Below are 18,872 nucleotides of genomic sequence, written 5' to 3' on the forward strand. Positions count from 1 at the left end.
CCGCGGTGCGGTTCGCCGGGATGCGGTCTTACTGGCCCTGCGCGCGGTAGCGGGCCTCGGTGGCCTCCTTGGCGGGGCGCCACCAGGACTCGTTGGCGACGTACCAGTCGATGGTCTGCTTCAGGCCCCCGGCGAAGTCGGTGTGGGCCGGCCTCCAGCCGAGCTCGCGCTGGAGCTTCGTGCTGTCGATGGCGTAGCGGCGGTCGTGGCCGGGGCGGTCGGCGACCCAGTCGAAGTCCTCGGGGTCGCGGCCCATGGCCTCGAGGATCATGCGCAGGACCGTGATGTTGTTCCTCTCGCCGTCGGCGCCGATGAGGTAGGTCTCCCCCGTGCGGCCCTTGGTGAGGATGTCCCAGACGGCCGAGGAGTGGTCCTCGGTGTGGATCCAGTCTCGGACGTTCTCGCCGCGGCCGTAGAGCTTGGGGCGCACGCCGTCGACGATGTTCGTGATCTGCCTGGGGATGAACTTCTCCACGTGCTGGTAGGGGCCGTAGTTGTTGGAGCAGTTGGAGATCGTGGCGCGCAGGCCGTAGGTGCGGGTCCAGGCGCGGACCAGCATGTCGGAGCTGGCCTTGGTCGAGCTGTACGGCGAGGACGGGTGATACGGCGTCTCCTCGGTGAACTTCGCCGGGTCGTCGAGCGCCAGGTCGCCGTAGACCTCGTCGGTGGAGACGTGGTGGTAGCGGATGCCGTATTTCCGGACGGCCTCCAGCAGGCGGAAGGTGCCCTCCACGTTGGTGCGCAGGAACGGCTCGGGGTCCGCAATGGAGTTGTCGTTGTGGCTCTCGGCGGCGTAGTGCACGATGGCGTCGTGGCCCGGGACGATGCGGTCCAGCAGCCCGGCGTCGCAGATGTCGCCCACGACGAGCTCCACGCGGTCGGCGGGCAGCCCGGCGATGTTCTCGGGGTTGCCGGCGTAAGTCAGCTTGTCCAGGACGGTGACGTGCGCCTCGGGGTGGTTGTTCACGACGTAGTGCACGAAGTTGCTGCCGATGAAGCCGCAGCCGCCCGTGACGATGATGTTCTTGGGTTCAAAAATCTCAGACATGAAAATCCAATCTGAAGCATGTACAGCTTCTTTAGTATGCCGCAGGAAGTGACGCCGCGACACTATTCAACAAAACTATCGGACATTTCGGCATGCGATAAGAGCCATAACCTTCGCAGAATTACTTCCCGTACAAAACGCCTCCGGAATGCAGTCTTTGTCGTACCGGAAGACCGAATTCTCAGTTTTATCACGTAAGTACTTATAGAAGAAATCCTCCCAGCTTTTAAACTTCTCACTGCTAACGAAGGCTTCTGGGGTTTCCAAAACCGCCTTAACATCTAACCCTGAAATTACGCCGGAGCTCAGCAAAAGCCACTCGAACGACTCGGGAAGACAAACCGCAACAGTATCGCGATGAATGTCTTGCAGCTTAAGGACGCGGTCCGCATAGCACCCAAATGCTGCTCCGTCCGCAACAACAAACACGCGATCATCGAGATGCTGATCCAACCAGCCCAAAATCGCGCTGTTCGTCATGGCCGAAGCACAGGTAAGCTCACTGTCGACGAAATGCCGTTCAAAGAACTGGAAACCAGACTTACTGTCCTCGCATAGAAGGATAGAAAAGTCCTGTTTTGGCGCCGACCGGGAAATGGCATAACGATGATTCCCGCGATCTTGATAAACAGGGACGAAAGAATGGTATTTTCCGCTCGTCTTAATCTTGTAAATCTCATCCACGCTATACGGAAGATTAGGGAAATCAGCCCTTGAGATCAGCACGAAATAATTCGAGGAATACAGCACATGATGGGCAAACTCATCAGAATGAATCTCTTTTAAGCCCTCATCGACAAATACAATCGAGTCATGAACAGACGAAAGCTGGTTTCGCCAATCATAATCGGTCAGGGCGACACAGGGACAATCGCATTGCAAGGAAACACCCGACTGCTCGCCCGTTCGCATGTAGTCTGCGACCATGTCAAACAGTGTCGTCTTACCCGTGCCGCTATCGCCACGCACAATAGTGATGTTCCGCTTGATGGTAAATGTGTACTTGGTTCCCCTGCGGCGGGAAATCTTAACGAGATGCGAACCGTTCATAAGCAGCACCTACAGATACGGAATCGACTCGTGAATCAATTCGGCCGTGTTATGAACGATTCGACCGCTGTTCACGACTTTGATTTTAAAATCCTCGCGACCAAAGTCCATCACATGATAGAGATTCACAACGAGCTTGCGGTCTTTCGCCATGTCGAGAATCCACCTGGCACAGTTATCGCCACAGGTCGAAGCGTTAAAAAAATGTTTACGATCAAATCTCATAAGCAGCAACGTTTTCACGCCACCAGAAAGCTGGAGTGGGGAGATGGATCCAAGCACAGGGCTTTCGATGACGTTTTCGGAGACAACGTCCGATCGATCGACATCTTTAATTATCGAGACTGCATAGGGATCCGTAATCCAAGAAGACCGGTAAGAGTTTTTGAAATATGTCGCTGTGTTGTAAATCGCTTCTGGCATATCGCCAAAGTAGACGCTTAACACATCCACTCCCAATCATATTGTCTTTATGGTCAACGTAATCATAACGAAAGGGGCCACCAGATAAACGGTGACCCCTAAAGAAAACAAGCTTGCGCTAGTACTCGCGCGGGCTGTTGACGATCTCGCCGGCGGCGACCTTCTTCAGGTGCTGGCCGTAGACCGACTTGCCGTAGGCCTCCGCGGCCTCCTCCAGCCCGGCGGTCGTGATCCAGCCGTTCTCCCAGGCGATCTCCTCGGGGACCGAGACCGGCAGGTCCTGGGAGTGCTCCACGGCGCGGACGAACTCCGCGGCCTCGTGCAGGCTCTCCATGGTGCCGGTGTCGAGCCACGCGTACCCGCGGCCCAGCGTCACGACGGACAGCGTCCCCTCCTCCAGGTACATCTGGTTGAGCGTGGTGATCTCCAGCTCGCCTCGGGCGGAGGGCTCCACCCTATGCGCCTTGGCGGCCACGTCGCCCGGGTAGAAGTACAGGCCGGTGACGGCGTAGGAGCTCTTGGGCTCGGCGGGCTTCTCCTCGATGGAGACGGCACGGCCCTCCCCGTCGAACTCCACGACGCCGAAGCGCTCGGGGTCGTCCACGTGGTAGCCGAAGACCGTGGCGCGGCCCGACTCGGCGTTCTGGACGGCGCGCGTCAGGTGGCGCGAAAGGCCGTTGCCGTAGAAGATGTTGTCGCCGAGCACCAGCGCGCACGGCTCGCCGGCGATGAACTCCTCGCCGATGGTGAACGCCTGCGCCAGGCCGTCCGGCGAGGGCTGCTCGGCGTAGGAGAGGTTCACGCCGTAGCGCGAGCCGTCCCCGAGCAGGCGCTCGAAGTTGGGGAGGTCCGTCGGCGTGGAGATGACCAGGATGTCGCGGATGCCCGCAAGCATGAGGGTGGACAGCGGGTAGTAGATCATGGGCTTGTCGTAGACCGGCAGCAACTGCTTGGAGGTCACGAGCGTGAGCGGGTACAGGCGGGTGCCGGAACCGCCGGCGAGGATGATGCCTTTCATAGAATTCCTCTCAGTTGACAATCGTTGAGCAAAAGCTGCTAATTGCAAATAACGATTAGACAAACATAGTTATTAAAATTATATGCGCCGGCAACGGCTTCCTCCTCATTCTCTTTAAAACGGACAGCAGAAACACGCATCTCTTTCTGCATTTATCGCGAGGTAGGAAATGAATTAGTACAATGAGCAGTGTCCAACAAACGAAAGGCAAACAATGCGAGTCGAAACAACCGGAGTATGCAGAGGAAACTGGAAAATCTACCAGCAACTTAAAATAGAAGGCATCCATGAAGGCTCCAGCATAAAAGCTCAAGCGGCAACGGATGACGACCGCCGCTTACCTTTGTCTCTTCTAAAATTCAAGGACAATAACGGCGAATCGAACTCATACGTTCTTGTAATCCCCGACCCCGATACCCGAGCCATTAAAATTGAGTTTAACGAAATCGGCAAAGACGGTTGCAACCTGAGCAGCGACTCCCTTTCGCTCAATTGCAAGAACATCAAATGGGAGTCGCGTCTTAACTACAAAATTAAACCTGACATGTGCAGCAAACTCCGAAATTACGATGACGTTTCAGAGTTTGAGATGGCGACGATTGATTTTTGGCAGTGCATCGAAGATTCAAACGAGTATATCCTGAGGTGCACGGTTAGAACACCGTACCGCAATGACTCGCAAATCAAACTTCGCTGCCTCGACCGGTTCCTCAATGAGGTTGGGCTGAGCATAGTCAATTTCGGTTCAAATGTAACGAGCGTTGGATTTACATCAGAGAAAAAGCAACTTGAAACGCAGCTCTCGATCCGCATGCCAAAGGCGTTTGATCGTTACTATTTTATTATTGACGATCAAAATCACCCATCATTCAGTGCATTTGACTGCTTAACGCCTGATAAATTAGGCTTGCTTCTTGAGGAGACCAACTTCCTCTTTACCCATGCGCAGTTTGACCCTGAATACCCCGAATGGTTTACAGAGCATAAGGCAACCATTGGTGCACTGGAGAAGCAGAGAAAAATCGTCTTCAATAGCGCTCCGAAATTCAGCATCATTGTCCCTCTTTACAACACGCCCATTTCGTTTTTTAACGATATGGTCGAATCCGTAAAAAACCAGTCTTATGCAAACTGGGAGCTCCTCCTAGTTAATGCAAGCCCTGACAATCAGGAACTAAAGGCTCGCGTTGAGCAGGAGACGGCCCACGACAACAGAATTAAATCAATTAACCTTACCGAGAATAAGGGCATTTCCGAAAACACAAACGCCGGCGTTGCCATCGCTTCGGGTGATTTCGTTAGCTTCTTTGACCATGACGATATTCTTGAACCGGACTTGTTGTTCTCATATGCCGAGGCAATTGAAAACAATGATGACGTCGATCTTCTTTATTGTGATGAAGATAAACTCATGCCCGATGGAATGCTAGCGCAGCCGTTCTTTAAGCCGGATTTCAATATCGATCTGCTCAGAAACAATAACTATATCTGCCATATGCTTACCATCCGTAAGTCTCTGCTTGACACTCTAGAACCGAACACGAAAGAGTTCGATGGAGCACAGGATCATAATCTGACTCTCCACGCCGTGGAAAAGGCAAGGAAAGTTCATCATGTTGCAAAGGTTCTATATCACTGGCGCCTAAGCGAGACCTCCACCGCAGCAAATGCCGATAGCAAGCCGTATGCCACTATCGCAGGTATCAAAGCGGTCCAGAGTCATTTGGACAGGCTTGGGCTCAATGCGAAGGTCGAACAAGCGCGTCGTCCCTTTACATATAAAGTAACCTACGCTGTGCCAGATTCCCATCCACTCGTGTCAATTATCATTCCAACTAAAGACCACGCCAACATTCTGGACAACTGCATTAAGTCAATTGTTGAGAAATCAACGTACGACAATTTCGAGCTTGTCATAATCGAAAACAACAGCACAGAAAAGGAGACGTTCGATTATTACGATAAGTTGCAAGCAAAATATCCTGACATCGTTCGTCTTGTAACTTGGAAGCACGAATTCAATTTCTCCAAGCTCATGAACTTTGGCGTTGCTCACGCCAAGGGCGACTATCTCTTGCTGTTGAATAACGATACTGAGGTAATTACGCCCAATTGGATTGAGACTATGCTTGGCATCTGCGCACGTGAGGATGTTGGCGCAGTTGGTGCAAAACTCTACTATCCCGACAACACCATCCAGCACGCGGGCTTATGCGTCACTGGTGGCGTGGCAGGACATCTTTGCCAAAGCATGCCAAGGGATAACTGGGGCTACTTTGCACTCAACGATGCACAACAAGACTTCAGCGCCGTCACCGCAGCTTGCATAATGACCAAGCGTGATGAATATGAGAAAGTCGGAGGTTTCACGGAAGAGCTTCAAGTTGCATTTAATGACGTTGACTTTTGCTTAAAGCTACGCGAGATCAACGACCTAATTGTATACACACCCGAAGTCGAGCTCTATCACTACGAGTCGATTTCTAGAGGCGTTGAAAACAATACGGAGAAGCAGATTCGCTTCCACAAAGAGGTCGCGTACATGAATTATCGATGGGCTAAGTATTACGTCAAAGGCGATCCTTATATGAATCCAAACTTCACCGTCGGGGAACCCGCGAATCGTTATTATCATTTATAGATAATGAGTATTTACTCATTTGGGCGCTGTTGAATATCGCGAAACTGCGCCGTCGATATCGCGCTTGGGCACCGGGCCCGACATGGGCTCCGGTGCCGTTTTGCTACCTGCGGTCCGCCCCGCGGCACGGCCTCATGTTGGCCTCTCGCATGCCAACCCAGCGCTCGGTCAAAGTCTCTGCTTGGCTTGGAAAAGCATAGCTTTCGGGGACCCTGCGGCGTCCGAATCATCGCCTGCTATCTAAACTGTTAGATAGCAGAAAAAACCCGAGAGCATTACGCAAAGGCCTACACACAGGATGCAATACTAATAAAACGAATAAGATATAAACAATTCATCACGCACATGCCAAAAGAGACGACAGAAAGCGAAGATGAGTTGAATTTAAACAAGCGCGTTCTCGACCCAAACAACAAAGCTGGTAGAACAGGAAGAAAATATCGTCCTTGAACACCCTGTATTACATTCTCGTAATTGAACGTCCAGCCCAACCACATAGATACAATGGAACCAAGGGCAGCCAAAGCAAAAGCGATAATAAACAGAATGGAACAAATGGGGCTGAGAAAAGAGGGCTCATCTTCGGAATCCAAACAACAAATAAACCCAAACAACAAATAAGGAATCATAAAAAAGGCTGGAAACTGCAAGTTTTTCTGGAGCCATCCAAGCGAATAACCTAAGGTGGATCCCCAATAGAAATCTCCTAGGGAATCTAATGTCCTAAAAAAGACCTCGAAGCTATTCTTTGGATGCATGATGATGTCACTGAGCGTATAAAACCGCCCGATCTCTTGGCCACGAGAGGCATCTGAAGACTGAGACACCAATGTACTCATTGATGCTATGCGCAGCACTAGAACGGAGGCTATAACAGCAAAGATCAGTATGCACTTACCGATACGTCCGACTTTCACATCTTGGAACTGCGAAAGGGGCACAAGCAAACCAAGTAATATCATCCCAGAATAAACAACCTTACACGGAGCCAAAAACGCCGAAATAATTAAATAAATGACGATTTCTTTACAACCTATTGATTTCTGCTCTCCAAAAAAACCGCGCATTAGACAAGCGAATACTAAAAGCGAGTACGCAATAATTCCTGAATCATAAGAGTATGAAGCAGCCAAGTGAAGCGTCATAGGCAGAAGCGAAACAAAAACAATAACCGATTTGCCCTTAGGTGCAATCCTGTATGCCTGGAACGCACAAAAGCAAAAAACCAGAGCCGAACCAATGCGCCCCATATAGAACACAGGATAGGCACCAAGTCCGAAAAACAGACCGATTTGCAGCCCAACGATAGATCCTATTTTCGCAGAAACGTTCTCACTACTGACGCTAAATGAGAACTCATTGAATGGAGTCCACTTCCCATTCTCAAACAGAGCATAATTCTGAATAATCGAATCAAATGAAGAGGAGTCAATGGCGTTACTCTGGCGACCCTTATAAAGGGAAAGATCGATATCCCGTACTAGAAAACCACCATCATTTGTCACATGCGCATTGAATGGAAGACTATCAACCATCCAATAAGTTGAAAAAAAATGATGGCCTTCATCCGGAACCGTAAACGGAGGAAAGATAAAGATAAAAATAATTAGAAATGCTATAAGCAGCGCCAAGAATACCCATTCACTTTTAAGACGATGGTACACCTTAGCATATGCAGCGCAAAGGCCAAGAATTAGAATCAACGAGATGGTAATTGTAAGCAGTACAAGTAATCTCGGATTATTTAGATACCAATAGACTGAATAGAATGCGAAAAAAACGGCAAACAAAACAAATAAAGGCTTACATCTTATGGAACTTGTCATAAAAATCCTTATAATCGAGAAACTAATAGAACGCAATTAAAAATACTGGTATCAGTATACTAGCAAGCACATTGGCATCCAAAAAGAATGGCGGAATTCAATCTCATGGATCGCGCCGAAAATGTTGGTGCAAGGGTGACCCCTTAGTGCCCGTTTAACGAAAAACGGCCTTCGTCCCGGAACCAGAAATCACCACAACAACAGGTTCCGGGAAAAGACGAAGATCGCTATGTAAATCTTGTCAGACCCGGCGCCGGACATACTCGCCATGCCCCGTTTCAGCGACGGCGCCATCGACATGCGGGAGCTGCTCCCCAGACTCGCCAAACAGGTCGTGAACGCCGCGATGGACGCCGAGGCCGACCAGCTGAGCGGTGGCGGGGCGAACAGCCGAAACGGCTACCGCGAGAGGTCGCTCGCACCTGCGCCGGCACGCTGACGCTGCGCATTGTTAGCGCCGGGCGATTTTAGCCGCTAATAGTCAAACTATTTTGACCAATCCCGGTCACCGAATAATGGCCACCGTGCCTCCCCGCCGCCACTACGCTGGTGGTGCCAACACGCCGGCGTTAGGAGGACCATTGAGGTGAACGAGAGACACGATGACCTACAGGAGATTATAGACGCGGCGCTCCGGGAGATGGCCGCGGAGGAGGGCGACGGGTTCGACCCGCAGGCATGCAACCTCGCGGAGTTCTGCAGGAGGACGGGGCTCACCCGCTCCCGCGCGAGGACGGTCAGGGCACACGGGTTCAGGGCCCTGCCCCACGGGAACAGCGGGAGGAGGGCCGCGCCGGGCGTGCTCGCCGGCCACACCGGCCTGGTGGACGACCTCCTGCGGAAGGGCGTCACCAACTCGCAGGTGATATTCGAGCGGCTGCTCGGCCAGGGCTACGCCGGCGGCCTCACCACGGTGAAGACCTATATCGCCGCGCACCGGGACCTCGTGCCCGCGAAGAGGCGGCAGGCGGCCCCGCAGGGCTGCCGCGGCCAGCGCTTCAGGACGGCGCCCGGAGAGGCCTACCAGATGGACTGGGGCTTCGTCGCGGTCGAGCGCCCTGGCGGGGAGCGGGCGCGGATCGCCTGCTTCGCCATGGTCTGCCACCATTGCGGGGGCGCCCACGTCGAGTTCTTCCCGAACGCGCGCCAGGAGAACCTCCTCATCGGGATGCTGCACGCGTTCTCGGCGCTGGGCGTGCCCGCGACCGTGCTCACCGACAACATGAAGAGCGTGGTCGTCCGCCGCGATGCCGACGGCCGGCCCGTCTGGCAGGCCGACTACGCCGAGTTCATGGGCGTCGTCGGCTTCCGCACCAGGTTGTGCAGGCCGCGCCACCCCTATACGAAGGGCAAGGTGGAGAGGCTCGTCCGCTTCGTGAAGGGGAACTTCCTCGCGGGAAGGTCCTTTACCGACCTTGACGCCCTCAACCGGGAGGCCGCCCTCTGGTGCGCCGAGCAGGGAGGCCGCTGGCGGCGCGCGGCGGCATGCGTCCCGATGCGCGAGCACGAGGCGGCGTGCTCGGCGAACACCAGGCCGCTCGAGGTCACGGCCGAGGTCGAGCGGTACCTGTGCCCGCGCCGGAAGATCTCCTTCGACGGCTTCGTGAGCTTCGAGGGGCACCGCTACGGCGTGCCCTACTGGTACGTCCGCCGCGAGTGCAGGGTGAACCGGGAGGGGCGCGTGGTGCATGTTAGCGTCAATCTATTTTTCACCAGTTTCGCTAAACAGGCGCGCCGTTCGCGCAAAGGCGGTTTCACCGGTTGCGCTAACGTATTTTCACCGATTCCGGTCACGGCTTGACGGGGCCGTCCCTCGGCAGGTCCTTCAGCCTGTAGGACCTGCCGGTTATCTTGACCAGGTGGCAGTGGTGGCACACCCTGTCCGCGATCGCGCTCGCCGCCACGTCGTCCCCGAACACCCTGCCCCAGCCGCCGATCCCCACGTTGGTGGTGATGATCGTCGAGCGCTGCTCGTAGCGCGTCGATATCAGCTGGAACAGCAGGTCCGCGCCCGCGCTGCCGACGTCGAGGTAGCCGAGCTCGTCGATGATCAGCAGCCTCGAGTGGGCGTAGTACTTGAGCCTCTTCTTGAGGATGCCGCGCGACGAGGCGTCCTCCAGGTCCTCGACGAGCCGGGCGCAGTCCACGAACCTGACCTCGCGCCCCGCCCTGACGGCCTCGATGCCCAGCGCGACGGCGAGGTGCGTCTTGCCCACGCCGGGGCTCCCCACGAGCAGGACGTTCTCGGCCCGCTCGACGAACCTCAGGGTCGCGAGCTCCTCGATCTCTGCGCGCGGGACCGACGGCTGGAAGTCCCAGTCGAAGTCCGCCAGCCCCTTGACGTAGGGGAACCCCGACGAACGTATGCGCTGGTTGGTGATCCTGACCTCCCGGGCGGCGACCTCGACGCGCGTCATCTCCTCGAGGGCGGAGGCGAAGCCCCGCTCGCCCGCGGCGACCATCCTCACGTAGTCGGGCAGGGACGCCGCCATCTCGTGCAGCCCGAGCGCGGAGAGGTTCGCCTGCGCCCTGATCGAGGGGCTGCCCTCCGCGACGGCGCCCATCACGCCCCTCCGAGCGAGTCGAGCAGCGCGAGGTTGGCGCGCGCGGCCTCGGCGATGTCCGCGTCGGCCAGGCCCCGCTTCCCCTCGAGGGCCTGCCCGTAGTGGTCGGGGTCGTAGTTGATGGGCCTCGACGGCCCGGACGCGGCGTCGTGGACGGCGACCTCCTCGCCGGCCATCCTCACAACGACCTGGCCGCCGGGCATCGCTATGACGCTCACGCGCCGGCCGATGCAGCGCCTGGGCACGGACCACTCCCTGCCGGCGGCCCTGACGAGCATGGTCGGCGGGACGGTCTGGACGCTCACGTCGCCCACCATCGACTCGAGGAGCCGGAGGTTCCCGATGGGCCGCAGGCTCTCCTTCTCCCGCATGAACAGCGCGTCGGGCGGCAGGCCGGTGGTGCGGTTCGGCTCCGAGTTGGCCTGGGCCTCGACCCGGGCCACCGCCTCGGCGAGGCCGCTCCACCCGGTGAACTCGCCGCCGTAGGCGAGCAGGCGGTGGATTGGCAACACCTATTTGGACGATTCCGGGAGGGACAGCCCCGCCTCCCTGAACTCGACCGGCGACATGTAGCCCAGCGTCGAGTGGATCCTGAAGTTGTTGTACCAGTGCACGTAGTCCGAGAGCTTGGCCCGGAGCTCGCGCGTCGTGCCGAACGTCTCGCGGTGGACGAGCTCGGCCTTCAGTATCCTGTTGGTCGACTCGTCGACGGCGTTGTCGTAGGGGCAGCCCTTGGCCGACAGCGACCTCTCTATGCCGAAGGCCTCGAGCATCAGGTCGATCTCGGCGTTGTCGAACTCGCTGCCGCGGTCCGTGTGGAACACCTCGATGTCCGAGATCGGGAAGGAGAGCGTCGCGAACGCCGACTTGACCAGCCGGGCGTCCTTCCTGGGCCCGGCGGAGTGGCCGACGATCTCCCTGTTGTAGAGGTCGACGAGCAGGCAGACGTAGTTCCACGACGCCCCCACGCGCACGTAGGTCAGGTCGCTGCATATATGGGTGCGCGGCGCCCTGCCGCAGAAGCCGCGCGCGACGACGTTCGGCACGTCGGCCTCGTTGACCGCCCCGGGGTGCACCTTGAACCTCTTCCTGCCGTATGCGCTGACCAGGCCGTTCTCCCTCATGATGCGGCAGACCCGGCGCCGGCTGACGGTGACGCCCGACCGCTCGAGCGACGCCTTTATCTTGCGCGAGCCGTACCGGCCCTTGCTGGCGGCGTGGGCCGCGACCACGGCCGGCGCGGCGGGGTCCGGCGCGGCGGGCCGGCCGGGCCGCGAGCGCATGGAGTAGTACGTCGACCTCGCGACGCCGAGGAGCCTGCACTGCGCTGATATGGGGTAGCGGCCCTCGTTGGCCGCTATGGCCCTCACTTTCGAGCGTATATCAGCGCCGCTTGTTTTAAGACGTCGACCTCCATCCGGAGCCTGCGGTTCTCGCGCTCGAGCTCCAGGATCCGGTTCTGCTCGGGCGTGCGGTTGTCCGCGGCGCGCGGCGAGCCGGTCGCGTTTATCGACTTGATCCACCTCTCCACGGTGCTCTTGCCGAGGTCGTACTCGTCCATGATCTCGCGCTTGGGCTTGCCGGCGTTGTAGAGGTCGACTATCTGCCTCTTGAACTCGTCGGTGAAATGCCTCGGGTGCCTGGGGTCCCTCATATACGGCCCTCCCGTCTCCTGCGCCCCTCCCGGAACTGTCCACACCAGTGTAGCCAATCCAGCGGTTCAGGAAGCGGTTGGCCGACTCGTCCTTGCCCTTGGTCTGCGGCGAGCGCGGCGCGCAGAGCCTGAGCTCGAAGCCGGCCTCCCGCGCGAACCGCCACGCCCTCTCCTGCCTGGTCCTCCTGCGGCCCGAGACGGTCACCAGGCACGACATGTTGTCCGTGATGCACTCCTCCGGGACGCCGCCGAGGCGGGTGAAGGTGGCGAGCAGGCAGGACAGCAGGTCGTCGAGCGTGCGGCTCCTGACCGGTATGAAGCGGTGCTTCCGGGAGTAGCCGAGCGTCGCGGTGAACACGCTGAACTCGAAGACCTCGCCCTCCGAGTCGACGAGCCTCATGCCCTCCTTCCAGTCGAACTGCAGCTGCCTGCCCGGGGGCGTCTCGAACCGCGGGTGCGGCTCGCGGCCGCCCGCGCCCCCGAAGGGCACGTCGCGGGCCCGGCACCACGCGGTGAAGGCGCCGTACCCGGGCAGCCCCTCCCCGCGGCCCTCGCGCAGGAACGCGTAGACTGCCATCTTGGTCATCCCGGGCAGCTGGGCCTTCGCGCGGATCACCTCCTCGAGCGGGTCGAAGGCGCTGCCCCTCGCGGACCTCCCGTCGGCGGCGGACTCGCCCTCCCGCCGGTACTTGGCGACCGTGTGCCGGTCCATGCCGTGCCTCCTCGCGATCTCGCTGAAGTTCGGCTTCGCGCCGGACCCCTGTTGGCGCTACTGTAAAAACAACCATTTTGACCAACGCTCAACAACCAATCATGCCAACGCAATCCCGCCATTTGCGCCAACGCATTTTCACCATTTCCACCAACGCCGGGGCTTACGCTTCGATCGACGAGCGAACGATGCTTTCGGGAGGAGCGGGCCGTGGCGGAGAAGAGCCTGATCGGAGAGTTGGACATGTACAGGGAAGCGGGCATAAAGCCCAACTTCAGCGACATAGCGAAGCGCTACGGCAAGGACAGGCACACCGTGGCGTCGTACTGGAGGGCCGAGGGCGGGCGGCCCCGCGACGGGCGCGGCGACAGGGCGGGCTCGTTCGACGCGCACATCGAGGAGGTGGCCGCCAAGGCGCAGCTGCCGGGAGTCACCAAGAAGGGCATCCACGAGTGGCTGCTGCACAGGTATCCCGGCGAGGACCTGGCCGGCTACAACGCCTTCACCCAGTTCATGCGCAAGAACGGCATCGCCGTCGGGGCCTCCGGCGGCCCGGAGCCGCACCCGCGCTTCGAGACGCCGCCCGGACTGCAGCTGCAGTTCGACTGGAAGGAGTCCGTCAAGATGGCGAACCGCGACGGCGAGCTGTTCGAGTTCAACGTGTTCGCGGCGACGCTGGGCCATTCCCGCAGGCACATATTCATCCGGTCGGGGACCAGGACGACCGACGACCTGGTCAGGTGCATGTACGCCACGATCGCGAGGCTCGGCGGCGTGCCCCGCGAGTGGGTCACGGACAACATGTCCGCCCTGGTGACGGTCAAGGGCGGCAGGCGCCTCAAGGTCCAGCGCGCATACGAGTTCGCCAAGGCCGCCGGCTTCGAGCTGAAGCTGTGCCGCCCGCGCAGCCCCCAGACCAAGGGCAAGGTCGAGTCGTCGAACCGCTTCCTGTCGCGGCTCGCGGCCTACCAGGGCGACTTCGACGGCTGGGACGACATCGACGAGATCATCGCGCGGATCGAGGACGCCAGCAACTCCGAGCCCAACGAGACCACGGGGCTGCCGCCCTCCGCGCTGTTCATGGAGGAGAAGGACGCGCTGCTGCCCGTCGGCAACCTGCGCGCCCTCGAGGAGGCGATGGGCGACGTGGTGCGCGTGGCCAGGGTGCCGGCCACGATGCTGGTGAGCGCGCACGGCGAGCCCATGTCGGTGCCCAGGCGCTGCATCGGCAGGCCCGCCCGCATCGTCTGCATGCCCGGCGGCGCGATGGACTGCTACGTCGGCGGCGAGCTGGTGGCCACGCACGTGGCGGGCGGGCCGGCCTACGACCCGGCGCACTACGCCGAGGCCATGGCCGGGAAGCGGTGGTTCGGCGACGCCGCCGGCGACATCGAGGCGGCCGCCGCGGCCAACCTCGGCCTGCTCGACTCGATAGGGGGCTCGCTGTGAGCGCCGCCGTGCAGGCCAGCCCCCTCAACCGCCTGGCGGCCAACCTCGAGGAGCTGGGGCTCGAGGGCATGGCGTCGTCGGTGCCCGAGTACGTCAGGCTCGTCGCCGACGGGAGGAAGAGCCTGGTCGACGCCATGCTCGAGCTCACCGACGCCCAGATAGCCCTCAAGCGGCGCGCCGACGACGAGCGCCGCTTGAGGATGGCCAACTTCCCCTACATAAAGACGCTGGCCGACTTCGACTGGGGCTTCCAGCCGAGCGTGCCCCGCGGGCTGGTCGAGCAGCTGGCCACGCTCGAGTTCGTCGACCGCGGCGACAACGTCGTGCTCGTCGGCAGCCCGGGCGTCGGCAAGACCCACCTGTCGATAGCCATAGGCCACGAGGCGGTGATGGCCCGCAAGCAGGTGTACTTCGCCGACTGCTCGAGGCTGGTCGAGGACCTCAAGCACGCCTCGGCGAAGGAGGCGCTGGCGCGCAGGATGCGGTTCTACGAGCACTGCAGCCTGCTGATAATAGACGAGCTCGGCTACCTCGACATCGGCAAGGAGGGCGCCGACCTGCTGTTCCAGCTGGTCAACAGGCGCTACGCGCTAAAGCGGTCGACCGTCGTCACGACCAACGTGCCGGTGGGCAGGTGGGGCGACGTGTTCGGCAGCAACGTCACGGCCTCGGCGGTGGCCGACAGGCTTTGCCACCATTGCGCGATGATCAAGATAACGGGACGGTCGTACCGCCTGAAGGACGTGTCCATCGGCGGCGAGGACGGGAAGGAGGAGGGAGCCTAGGCGCCGAAAGCGGCGCATCCGCGTTGGCGAATCCGGCGCATCCGCGTTGGCGCGATTGGCGAAAATACGTTGGTGAAAATGGTGAAAAATATATTGACGCTAACAACCCCCTGTAGACGTTCAGCTCTCCCATTACGTTTCGCTCCATATCCCGCTCCTCCCGGGTCGGATACCCGATCGGAGCATAATTCCGTTAGCGCAGTTGGTGAAAGTACGTTAGCGGGGTCGGCGAAAGCGCGTTAGCGCATTCGGCGAGATGCGTTTGCGAAAGTGGTCAATTTTAGATTAGCGCTAACAGTGCACATATACAGCGACGACCTCTCCCGCGAGCTCGTCGCCCACGCCGTCGGCACCGGCGCCGACAGCTGGTGCGAGGGGCAGTGGGAGACATCGCCGGCGCAGCCCGAGGAGCTGCCGACCCAGCCGGTGGGGACCGTGGTCGAGCAAATCGCCCCGCCCAGGACGAAACCCGGTTTCGAGAGGTTCGACTTCGGGAGGGCCGAATGATGGCGGGCGCGGGGGCGAGCCCCTACGAGCTCGCGAGCGACGCCGCGTCGAGGCTCGGGATCGCCGTCGGGGCGGAGGAGCTCGCGACCCTCGCCTCGGACCTCGACCTCGGCGACGGGGAGATGGCCGCCGTGGCAGCCACCTTCTCCTACCTTGCGGAGAAGAGGAGGCTCGCCTCCATCGAGACGCTGCTGAGGCTGAGCAGGCTGCCCAGGCGCGAGCCCAAGACCTTCGAGGGCTTCGACTTCTCCAGGATCCAGGGCCGGGACGCGGCCGCGCTGGGCAAGCTCCCGTCGCTGGCCGACCTCTACGCGCACCGCAACGTCGCCTTCGTCGGGCCCGGCGGCATAGGGAAGACGCACCTCGCGCAGGCCTACGGGCGCGAGTGCTGCATGCGGGGGCTCAAGACCTACTACATAAAGGCGACCGAGCTCAGGGACAGGTTCCAGAAGGCCGTCCAGCGGGGAAACACCTCGCGGGTCGTCTCCTCGCTCGTCAAGCCGTCGTGCCTCATCGTTGACGAGGTGGGGAGATGCGTCTACGACAGGCCGTGCACCGACCTGTTCTTCGATGTCGTCGACAGGCGCTACGAGAAGGAGGGGCCGAACGCGATGGTCCTCACGAGCAACATCGCCCCGAGCGGGTGGGATGAGTTCTTCACGGGCGACGACACGCTCCTCTGCGCCCTCGGCAGGCTGTTCGACAAGGCGTCGGTGTTCGTGATGCGGGGCCCGAGCTACCGCGGCAGGGAGCTTGACACCTACTCGGTGGAGGCCGTCCCCCAGGCGGTGAAGGTGAGGGGGATCCAGCCCGAGGGGATGTAGGAATGCGATAGGAAAGTCATAGATGCGGGCGTGTTGGCTAAAATGGGTCGGCCGGGATTGGTCAATCTCGGCCGACTATAATTGGCTAAATTATTCCGGCGCTAACAGCATCCCGAAGCTCCGCTCCGGCAGCTTCTTCCCGGACGACGTGATCGAGCGCCACCGGCGCGTGGACCGCGCCCTCGTTGCCGCCGTCGCCGAGATGTACGCCACCGGCACGAGCACCCGCAAGGTGCAGAGGGTAGCCGAGAAGATAGGCGTCTCCAGACTCTCGAAGGACCAGGTGAGCGCCATCGCCTCGAGCCTGGACCAGGCATCGAGGATCTGTACGGAAGGCCGCTCGAGGGCTCGCCAGTGCCCTACGTCTGGCTCGACGCGACCTACGTCAAGGAACCCACTCTTCTTCGAGATTGTTTTCCGCAAGATAGCCAAAGCAATATCATTCCAAAGGCGTATTTAAAACCCAGCCCCACTGGGGCGTAGCGGTAGTGTGGTAGTAGTTCAGCCATCAGGCCAGTGATATCGTCCTAATAAATTTAACGGGTTAAAGGGCTAGCAAAAACCGATACATCATCTGCATTATGCATTACAAAATGATGCGTAACTACACACCACATCGAAATTAACCCAAATGGCTCGATAATGGAATTACGCTCTTTTGTAATGGAGTCCTCCGGCTGATTCTATTATCTGTTCTACATTATTAATACAAAACTATTCGACCACGACATAACAGCTGAAACAACATTGCAGCCGGAGCAGGGATATCGCCTCCATTGACAAGCAAATGGCAACCCGCGATGAGAATCATCGGATTTGGTACCGATCCAGACCTCAGCAAAGGGTATAAGCAACGTTTGTATAAGGCAGATTTCCACTTTCCTCAACTAGCAACATTGAAGAACTAAAAGTAAACTGAATCAAATAATTGTATCAAGCTCAGTCATAATAATCCAACCGATTCTCAAGCTCTTTTTCGAGCAAGGCAATCCTTTGTGTAAGGCTTTTGATTGCCAAAACATGACGGCTCACCGCAACGCTAAGGGATAGAGAGATTGCAAGCAACAGCACAATTGCACCCAGGAAGAGGAAATTGGCCGGGTTAACAAACCCAATAGCCGTGGAGCAATAAAAAATAAGCTGAGGGAATAAATCACAAAGCAAGGCCGCCATGCACATTAAAATCCAAAGCAAAGAATACTTAAGAAGCATCTTTCCTTTGGATACGAGTCGAAGAACATAAACGAGGAACCCACCAAAAAAGATGGCTGCCCCAATCCTTAGAAAAAAATTCATTATTGGTCTCCCCTATGGATCCAACACACAAGGACAATAGCAAGCGTAACTTTAATCATGTAGTAGACGGAAGAGAGAACCCCAATGGATGAACGCCCGCCCTGGCGCTCATTCATCTTTACAGGTGCCTCCATAACGGGGAGACCAAGCTTCATAGCCAAAGCTATCGATTCCGGCTCCGGATAATCATCAGGATAGCTCTTGCAGAATAAGTCGATGGCGTCTTTATTGCAGGCTCTAAAGCCAGAAGTGGGATCGGTGACCGCCTTACCTGTAAGCAACTTAAGCAAAAAAGAGAGCCACCTGATTCCAACACGACGCATAAAGGTTGATTGGAAACCGTCGGTCTCGACCAAGAATCGAGAGCCTATCGCCAGACTCGCCCCACCCTCAATCAGCTTAACAAGCTCAGGTATATAAGAAGGATCATGTTGGCCATCGCCGTCAACCTGAATGTCAATATCATAACCAAATCTCTGAGCATACTTATGCCCCGCCTGGACCGCCCCACCGATACCAAGGTTCTGTGGGAGATCCAATATGTTGACATCATGCTCTCGACAAAGCCTAAGTGTCCCATCCTGTGAGCCGTCGTTAATTACGACATAGTCATATCCAGCAGCCTTAATAGAAGCAACGGTATTGAGAATGCATTCCTGCTCGTTATAAGCGGGAATAATTACCAGAACACGCGGATATCCTTTTGAATCTTTTGTTAAAGCAAATGACAATCGAGTTTCATCCATTCCAAATAATAGTTGGCCCTTAGCGACGCTCGAAGAAAATGCGGCCCTTACAGTCCAACGCACTGTCTAGTAATGAATAAAGTTTACAGCATCCGGACTAACCATCGCGAAGTTACATCTCAAGCTTGGATATTTAGTTTGCACGGCTGGCATACAGCTGACGTTCACCTGGAGCCCCCATCTGCCATCGCGAGATACAAATCCGCTGCGGCTCTCGCCCAATTGCGCGGTGCATAAGACTTCGACGCCATTCTAATCGGACAAAACTGCTCCAACTATCCCCCCCATCCCAACGATAGCCTTAATCTTTGGCACTAGCTTAAGGAAAC

Annotated in this window: 17 protein-coding genes and 1 pseudogene; 7 read left to right on the forward strand and 11 right to left on the reverse strand. The window is 58.0% G+C overall.

The window, feature by feature from the left end; all coding sequences use genetic code 11:
- Nucleotides 1–28: 28 nt before the first annotated feature.
- The 4 genes from rfbB to rfbA form a co-directional block, all read right to left on the reverse strand.
- Nucleotides 29–1,048: a dTDP-glucose 4,6-dehydratase gene (gene rfbB / locus ACGHIZ_RS07510; protein WP_390447234.1), complete on the reverse strand. Its 1,020-nt coding sequence runs from the start codon at nucleotides 1,046–1,048 to the stop codon at nucleotides 29–31.
- A 75-nt stretch (nucleotides 1,049–1,123) separates the two neighbouring features.
- Nucleotides 1,124–2,098 carry a hypothetical protein gene (locus tag ACGHIZ_RS07515; RefSeq protein ID WP_390447237.1) on the reverse strand — a complete coding sequence of 325 codons (975 nt, stop codon included), beginning with the start codon at nucleotides 2,096–2,098 and terminating at the stop codon, nucleotides 1,124–1,126.
- 9 nt (nucleotides 2,099–2,107) lie between these two features.
- A complete protein-coding gene (locus tag ACGHIZ_RS07520) occupies nucleotides 2,108–2,545 on the reverse strand; it encodes a DUF4869 domain-containing protein (RefSeq protein ID WP_390447239.1) in 438 nt (145 codons plus the stop codon).
- Between the two features lie 94 nt (nucleotides 2,546–2,639).
- Entirely contained in the window at nucleotides 2,640–3,539 is a 900-nt protein-coding gene (rfbA, locus tag ACGHIZ_RS07525; RefSeq protein WP_390447241.1) for a glucose-1-phosphate thymidylyltransferase RfbA, read from the reverse strand.
- Nucleotides 3,540–3,753: 214 nt separating this feature from the next.
- On the opposite strand from rfbA, the gene ACGHIZ_RS07530 reads away from it, so the two are divergent.
- Nucleotides 3,754–6,180 (forward strand): glycosyltransferase, encoded by a 2,427-nt coding sequence (locus ACGHIZ_RS07530; RefSeq protein ID WP_390447244.1) that lies wholly within the window; start codon nucleotides 3,754–3,756, stop codon nucleotides 6,178–6,180.
- A 287-nt stretch (nucleotides 6,181–6,467) separates the two neighbouring features.
- Here the strand turns inward: ACGHIZ_RS07530 and ACGHIZ_RS07535 are convergent, their stop codons facing one another.
- The gene (locus tag ACGHIZ_RS07535; RefSeq protein ID WP_273378251.1) at nucleotides 6,468–7,844 is read right to left on the reverse strand and encodes a DUF2142 domain-containing protein; all 1,377 of its coding nucleotides are present in this window, start codon (nucleotides 7,842–7,844) and stop codon (nucleotides 6,468–6,470) included.
- 430 nt (nucleotides 7,845–8,274) lie between these two features.
- Here ACGHIZ_RS07535 and ACGHIZ_RS07540 point away from each other — a divergent pair, with 430 nt between their 5' ends.
- The gene (locus ACGHIZ_RS07540) at nucleotides 8,275–8,445 is read left to right on the forward strand and encodes a hypothetical protein (protein WP_227790896.1); all 171 of its coding nucleotides are present in this window, start codon (nucleotides 8,275–8,277) and stop codon (nucleotides 8,443–8,445) included.
- Nucleotides 8,446–8,646: 201 nt separating this feature from the next.
- Nucleotides 8,647–9,807, forward strand: a complete 1,161-nt coding sequence (gene istA / locus ACGHIZ_RS07545) for an IS21 family transposase (RefSeq protein ID WP_390449898.1) — start codon at nucleotides 8,647–8,649, stop codon at nucleotides 9,805–9,807.
- Here the strand turns inward: istA (ACGHIZ_RS07545) and istB (ACGHIZ_RS07550) are convergent.
- The 4 genes and pseudogenes from istB (ACGHIZ_RS07550) to ACGHIZ_RS07565 form a co-directional block, all read right to left on the reverse strand.
- Nucleotides 9,797–10,570, reverse strand: coding sequence for an IS21-like element helper ATPase IstB (gene istB / locus ACGHIZ_RS07550; protein WP_390447248.1), 774 nt, complete (start codon nucleotides 10,568–10,570; stop codon nucleotides 9,797–9,799). The two genes, istA (ACGHIZ_RS07545) and istB (ACGHIZ_RS07550), sit on opposite strands and share 11 nt — an antisense overlap.
- Nucleotides 10,570–11,079, reverse strand: coding sequence for a hypothetical protein (locus ACGHIZ_RS07555; protein ID WP_390447251.1), 510 nt, complete (start codon nucleotides 11,077–11,079; stop codon nucleotides 10,570–10,572). The genes istB (ACGHIZ_RS07550) and ACGHIZ_RS07555 overlap by 1 nt, the downstream gene beginning before the upstream one ends.
- A 3-nt stretch (nucleotides 11,080–11,082) precedes the next feature.
- A protein-coding gene (locus ACGHIZ_RS07560; RefSeq protein ID WP_390446814.1) for an IS3 family transposase occupies nucleotides 11,083–12,224 on the reverse strand; the annotation gives its coding sequence in 2 pieces (ribosomal slippage) (nucleotides 11,083–11,966 and nucleotides 11,966–12,224; 1,143 coding nt in all).
- Between the two features lie 112 nt (nucleotides 12,225–12,336).
- Nucleotides 12,337–12,936, reverse strand: a pseudogene (locus tag ACGHIZ_RS07565) (DDE-type integrase/transposase/recombinase); the annotation flags it as partial.
- Nucleotides 12,937–13,146: 210 nt separating this feature from the next.
- On the opposite strand from ACGHIZ_RS07565, the gene istA (ACGHIZ_RS07570) reads away from it, so the two are divergent.
- From istA (ACGHIZ_RS07570) to ACGHIZ_RS07585, 4 genes are all read left to right on the forward strand, one after another.
- Nucleotides 13,147–14,385: an IS21 family transposase gene (gene istA, locus ACGHIZ_RS07570; protein ID WP_390447254.1), complete on the forward strand. Its 1,239-nt coding sequence runs from the start codon at nucleotides 13,147–13,149 to the stop codon at nucleotides 14,383–14,385.
- A gap of 8 nt (nucleotides 14,386–14,393) precedes the next feature.
- Entirely contained in the window at nucleotides 14,394–15,170 is a 777-nt protein-coding gene (gene istB / locus ACGHIZ_RS07575; RefSeq protein WP_390447257.1) for an IS21-like element helper ATPase IstB, read from the forward strand.
- A 503-nt stretch (nucleotides 15,171–15,673) separates the two neighbouring features.
- Nucleotides 15,674–16,501 carry an ATP-binding protein gene (locus tag ACGHIZ_RS07580; protein WP_117746924.1) on the forward strand — a complete coding sequence of 276 codons (828 nt, stop codon included), beginning with the start codon at nucleotides 15,674–15,676 and terminating at the stop codon, nucleotides 16,499–16,501.
- Nucleotides 16,502–16,523: 22 nt separating this feature from the next.
- Complete coding sequence (locus ACGHIZ_RS07585) at nucleotides 16,524–16,961, forward strand: transposase (protein ID WP_390447261.1); 438 nt, start codon at nucleotides 16,524–16,526, stop codon at nucleotides 16,959–16,961.
- Nucleotides 16,962–17,440: 479 nt separating this feature from the next.
- On the opposite strand, the gene ACGHIZ_RS07590 is transcribed toward ACGHIZ_RS07585, so the two are convergent.
- Nucleotides 17,441–17,797 carry a DUF2304 domain-containing protein gene (locus ACGHIZ_RS07590; protein ID WP_117840743.1) on the reverse strand — a complete coding sequence of 119 codons (357 nt, stop codon included), beginning with the start codon at nucleotides 17,795–17,797 and terminating at the stop codon, nucleotides 17,441–17,443.
- Nucleotides 17,797–18,543: a glycosyltransferase family 2 protein gene (locus ACGHIZ_RS07595; protein WP_117840741.1), complete on the reverse strand. Its 747-nt coding sequence runs from the start codon at nucleotides 18,541–18,543 to the stop codon at nucleotides 17,797–17,799. The genes ACGHIZ_RS07590 and ACGHIZ_RS07595 overlap by 1 nt, the downstream gene beginning before the upstream one ends.
- Between the last annotated feature and the right edge of the window lie 329 nt (nucleotides 18,544–18,872).

The organism is Collinsella sp. i05-0019-G5 (assembly GCF_042851345.1).
Classification (GTDB): Bacteria; Actinomycetota; Coriobacteriia; order Coriobacteriales; family Coriobacteriaceae; genus Collinsella.

Coding starts and splice junctions, on each gene's coding strand:
- rfbB (WP_390447234.1), bottom strand. CDS start 1,048: ATGTCTGAGATTTTTGAACCCAAGAACATCATCGTCACGGGCGGCTGC.
- ACGHIZ_RS07515 (WP_390447237.1), bottom strand. CDS start 2,098: ATGAACGGTTCGCATCTCGTTAAGATTTCCCGCCGCAGGGGAACCAAG.
- rfbA (WP_390447241.1), bottom strand. CDS start 3,539: ATGAAAGGCATCATCCTCGCCGGCGGTTCCGGCACCCGCCTGTACCCG.
- ACGHIZ_RS07530 (WP_390447244.1), top strand. CDS start 3,754: ATGCGAGTCGAAACAACCGGAGTATGCAGAGGAAACTGGAAAATCTAC.
- ACGHIZ_RS07540 (WP_227790896.1), top strand. CDS start 8,275: ATGCCCCGTTTCAGCGACGGCGCCATCGACATGCGGGAGCTGCTCCCC.
- istA (WP_390449898.1), top strand. CDS start 8,647: ATGGCCGCGGAGGAGGGCGACGGGTTCGACCCGCAGGCATGCAACCTC.
- istB (WP_390447248.1), bottom strand. CDS start 10,570: ATGGGCGCCGTCGCGGAGGGCAGCCCCTCGATCAGGGCGCAGGCGAAC.
- ACGHIZ_RS07580 (WP_117746924.1), top strand. CDS start 15,674: ATGATGGCGGGCGCGGGGGCGAGCCCCTACGAGCTCGCGAGCGACGCC.
- ACGHIZ_RS07585 (WP_390447261.1), top strand. CDS start 16,524: ATGCGGGCGTGTTGGCTAAAATGGGTCGGCCGGGATTGGTCAATCTCG.
- ACGHIZ_RS07590 (WP_117840743.1), bottom strand. CDS start 17,797: ATGAATTTTTTTCTAAGGATTGGGGCAGCCATCTTTTTTGGTGGGTTC.
- ACGHIZ_RS07595 (WP_117840741.1), bottom strand. CDS start 18,543: ATGGATGAAACTCGATTGTCATTTGCTTTAACAAAAGATTCAAAAGGA.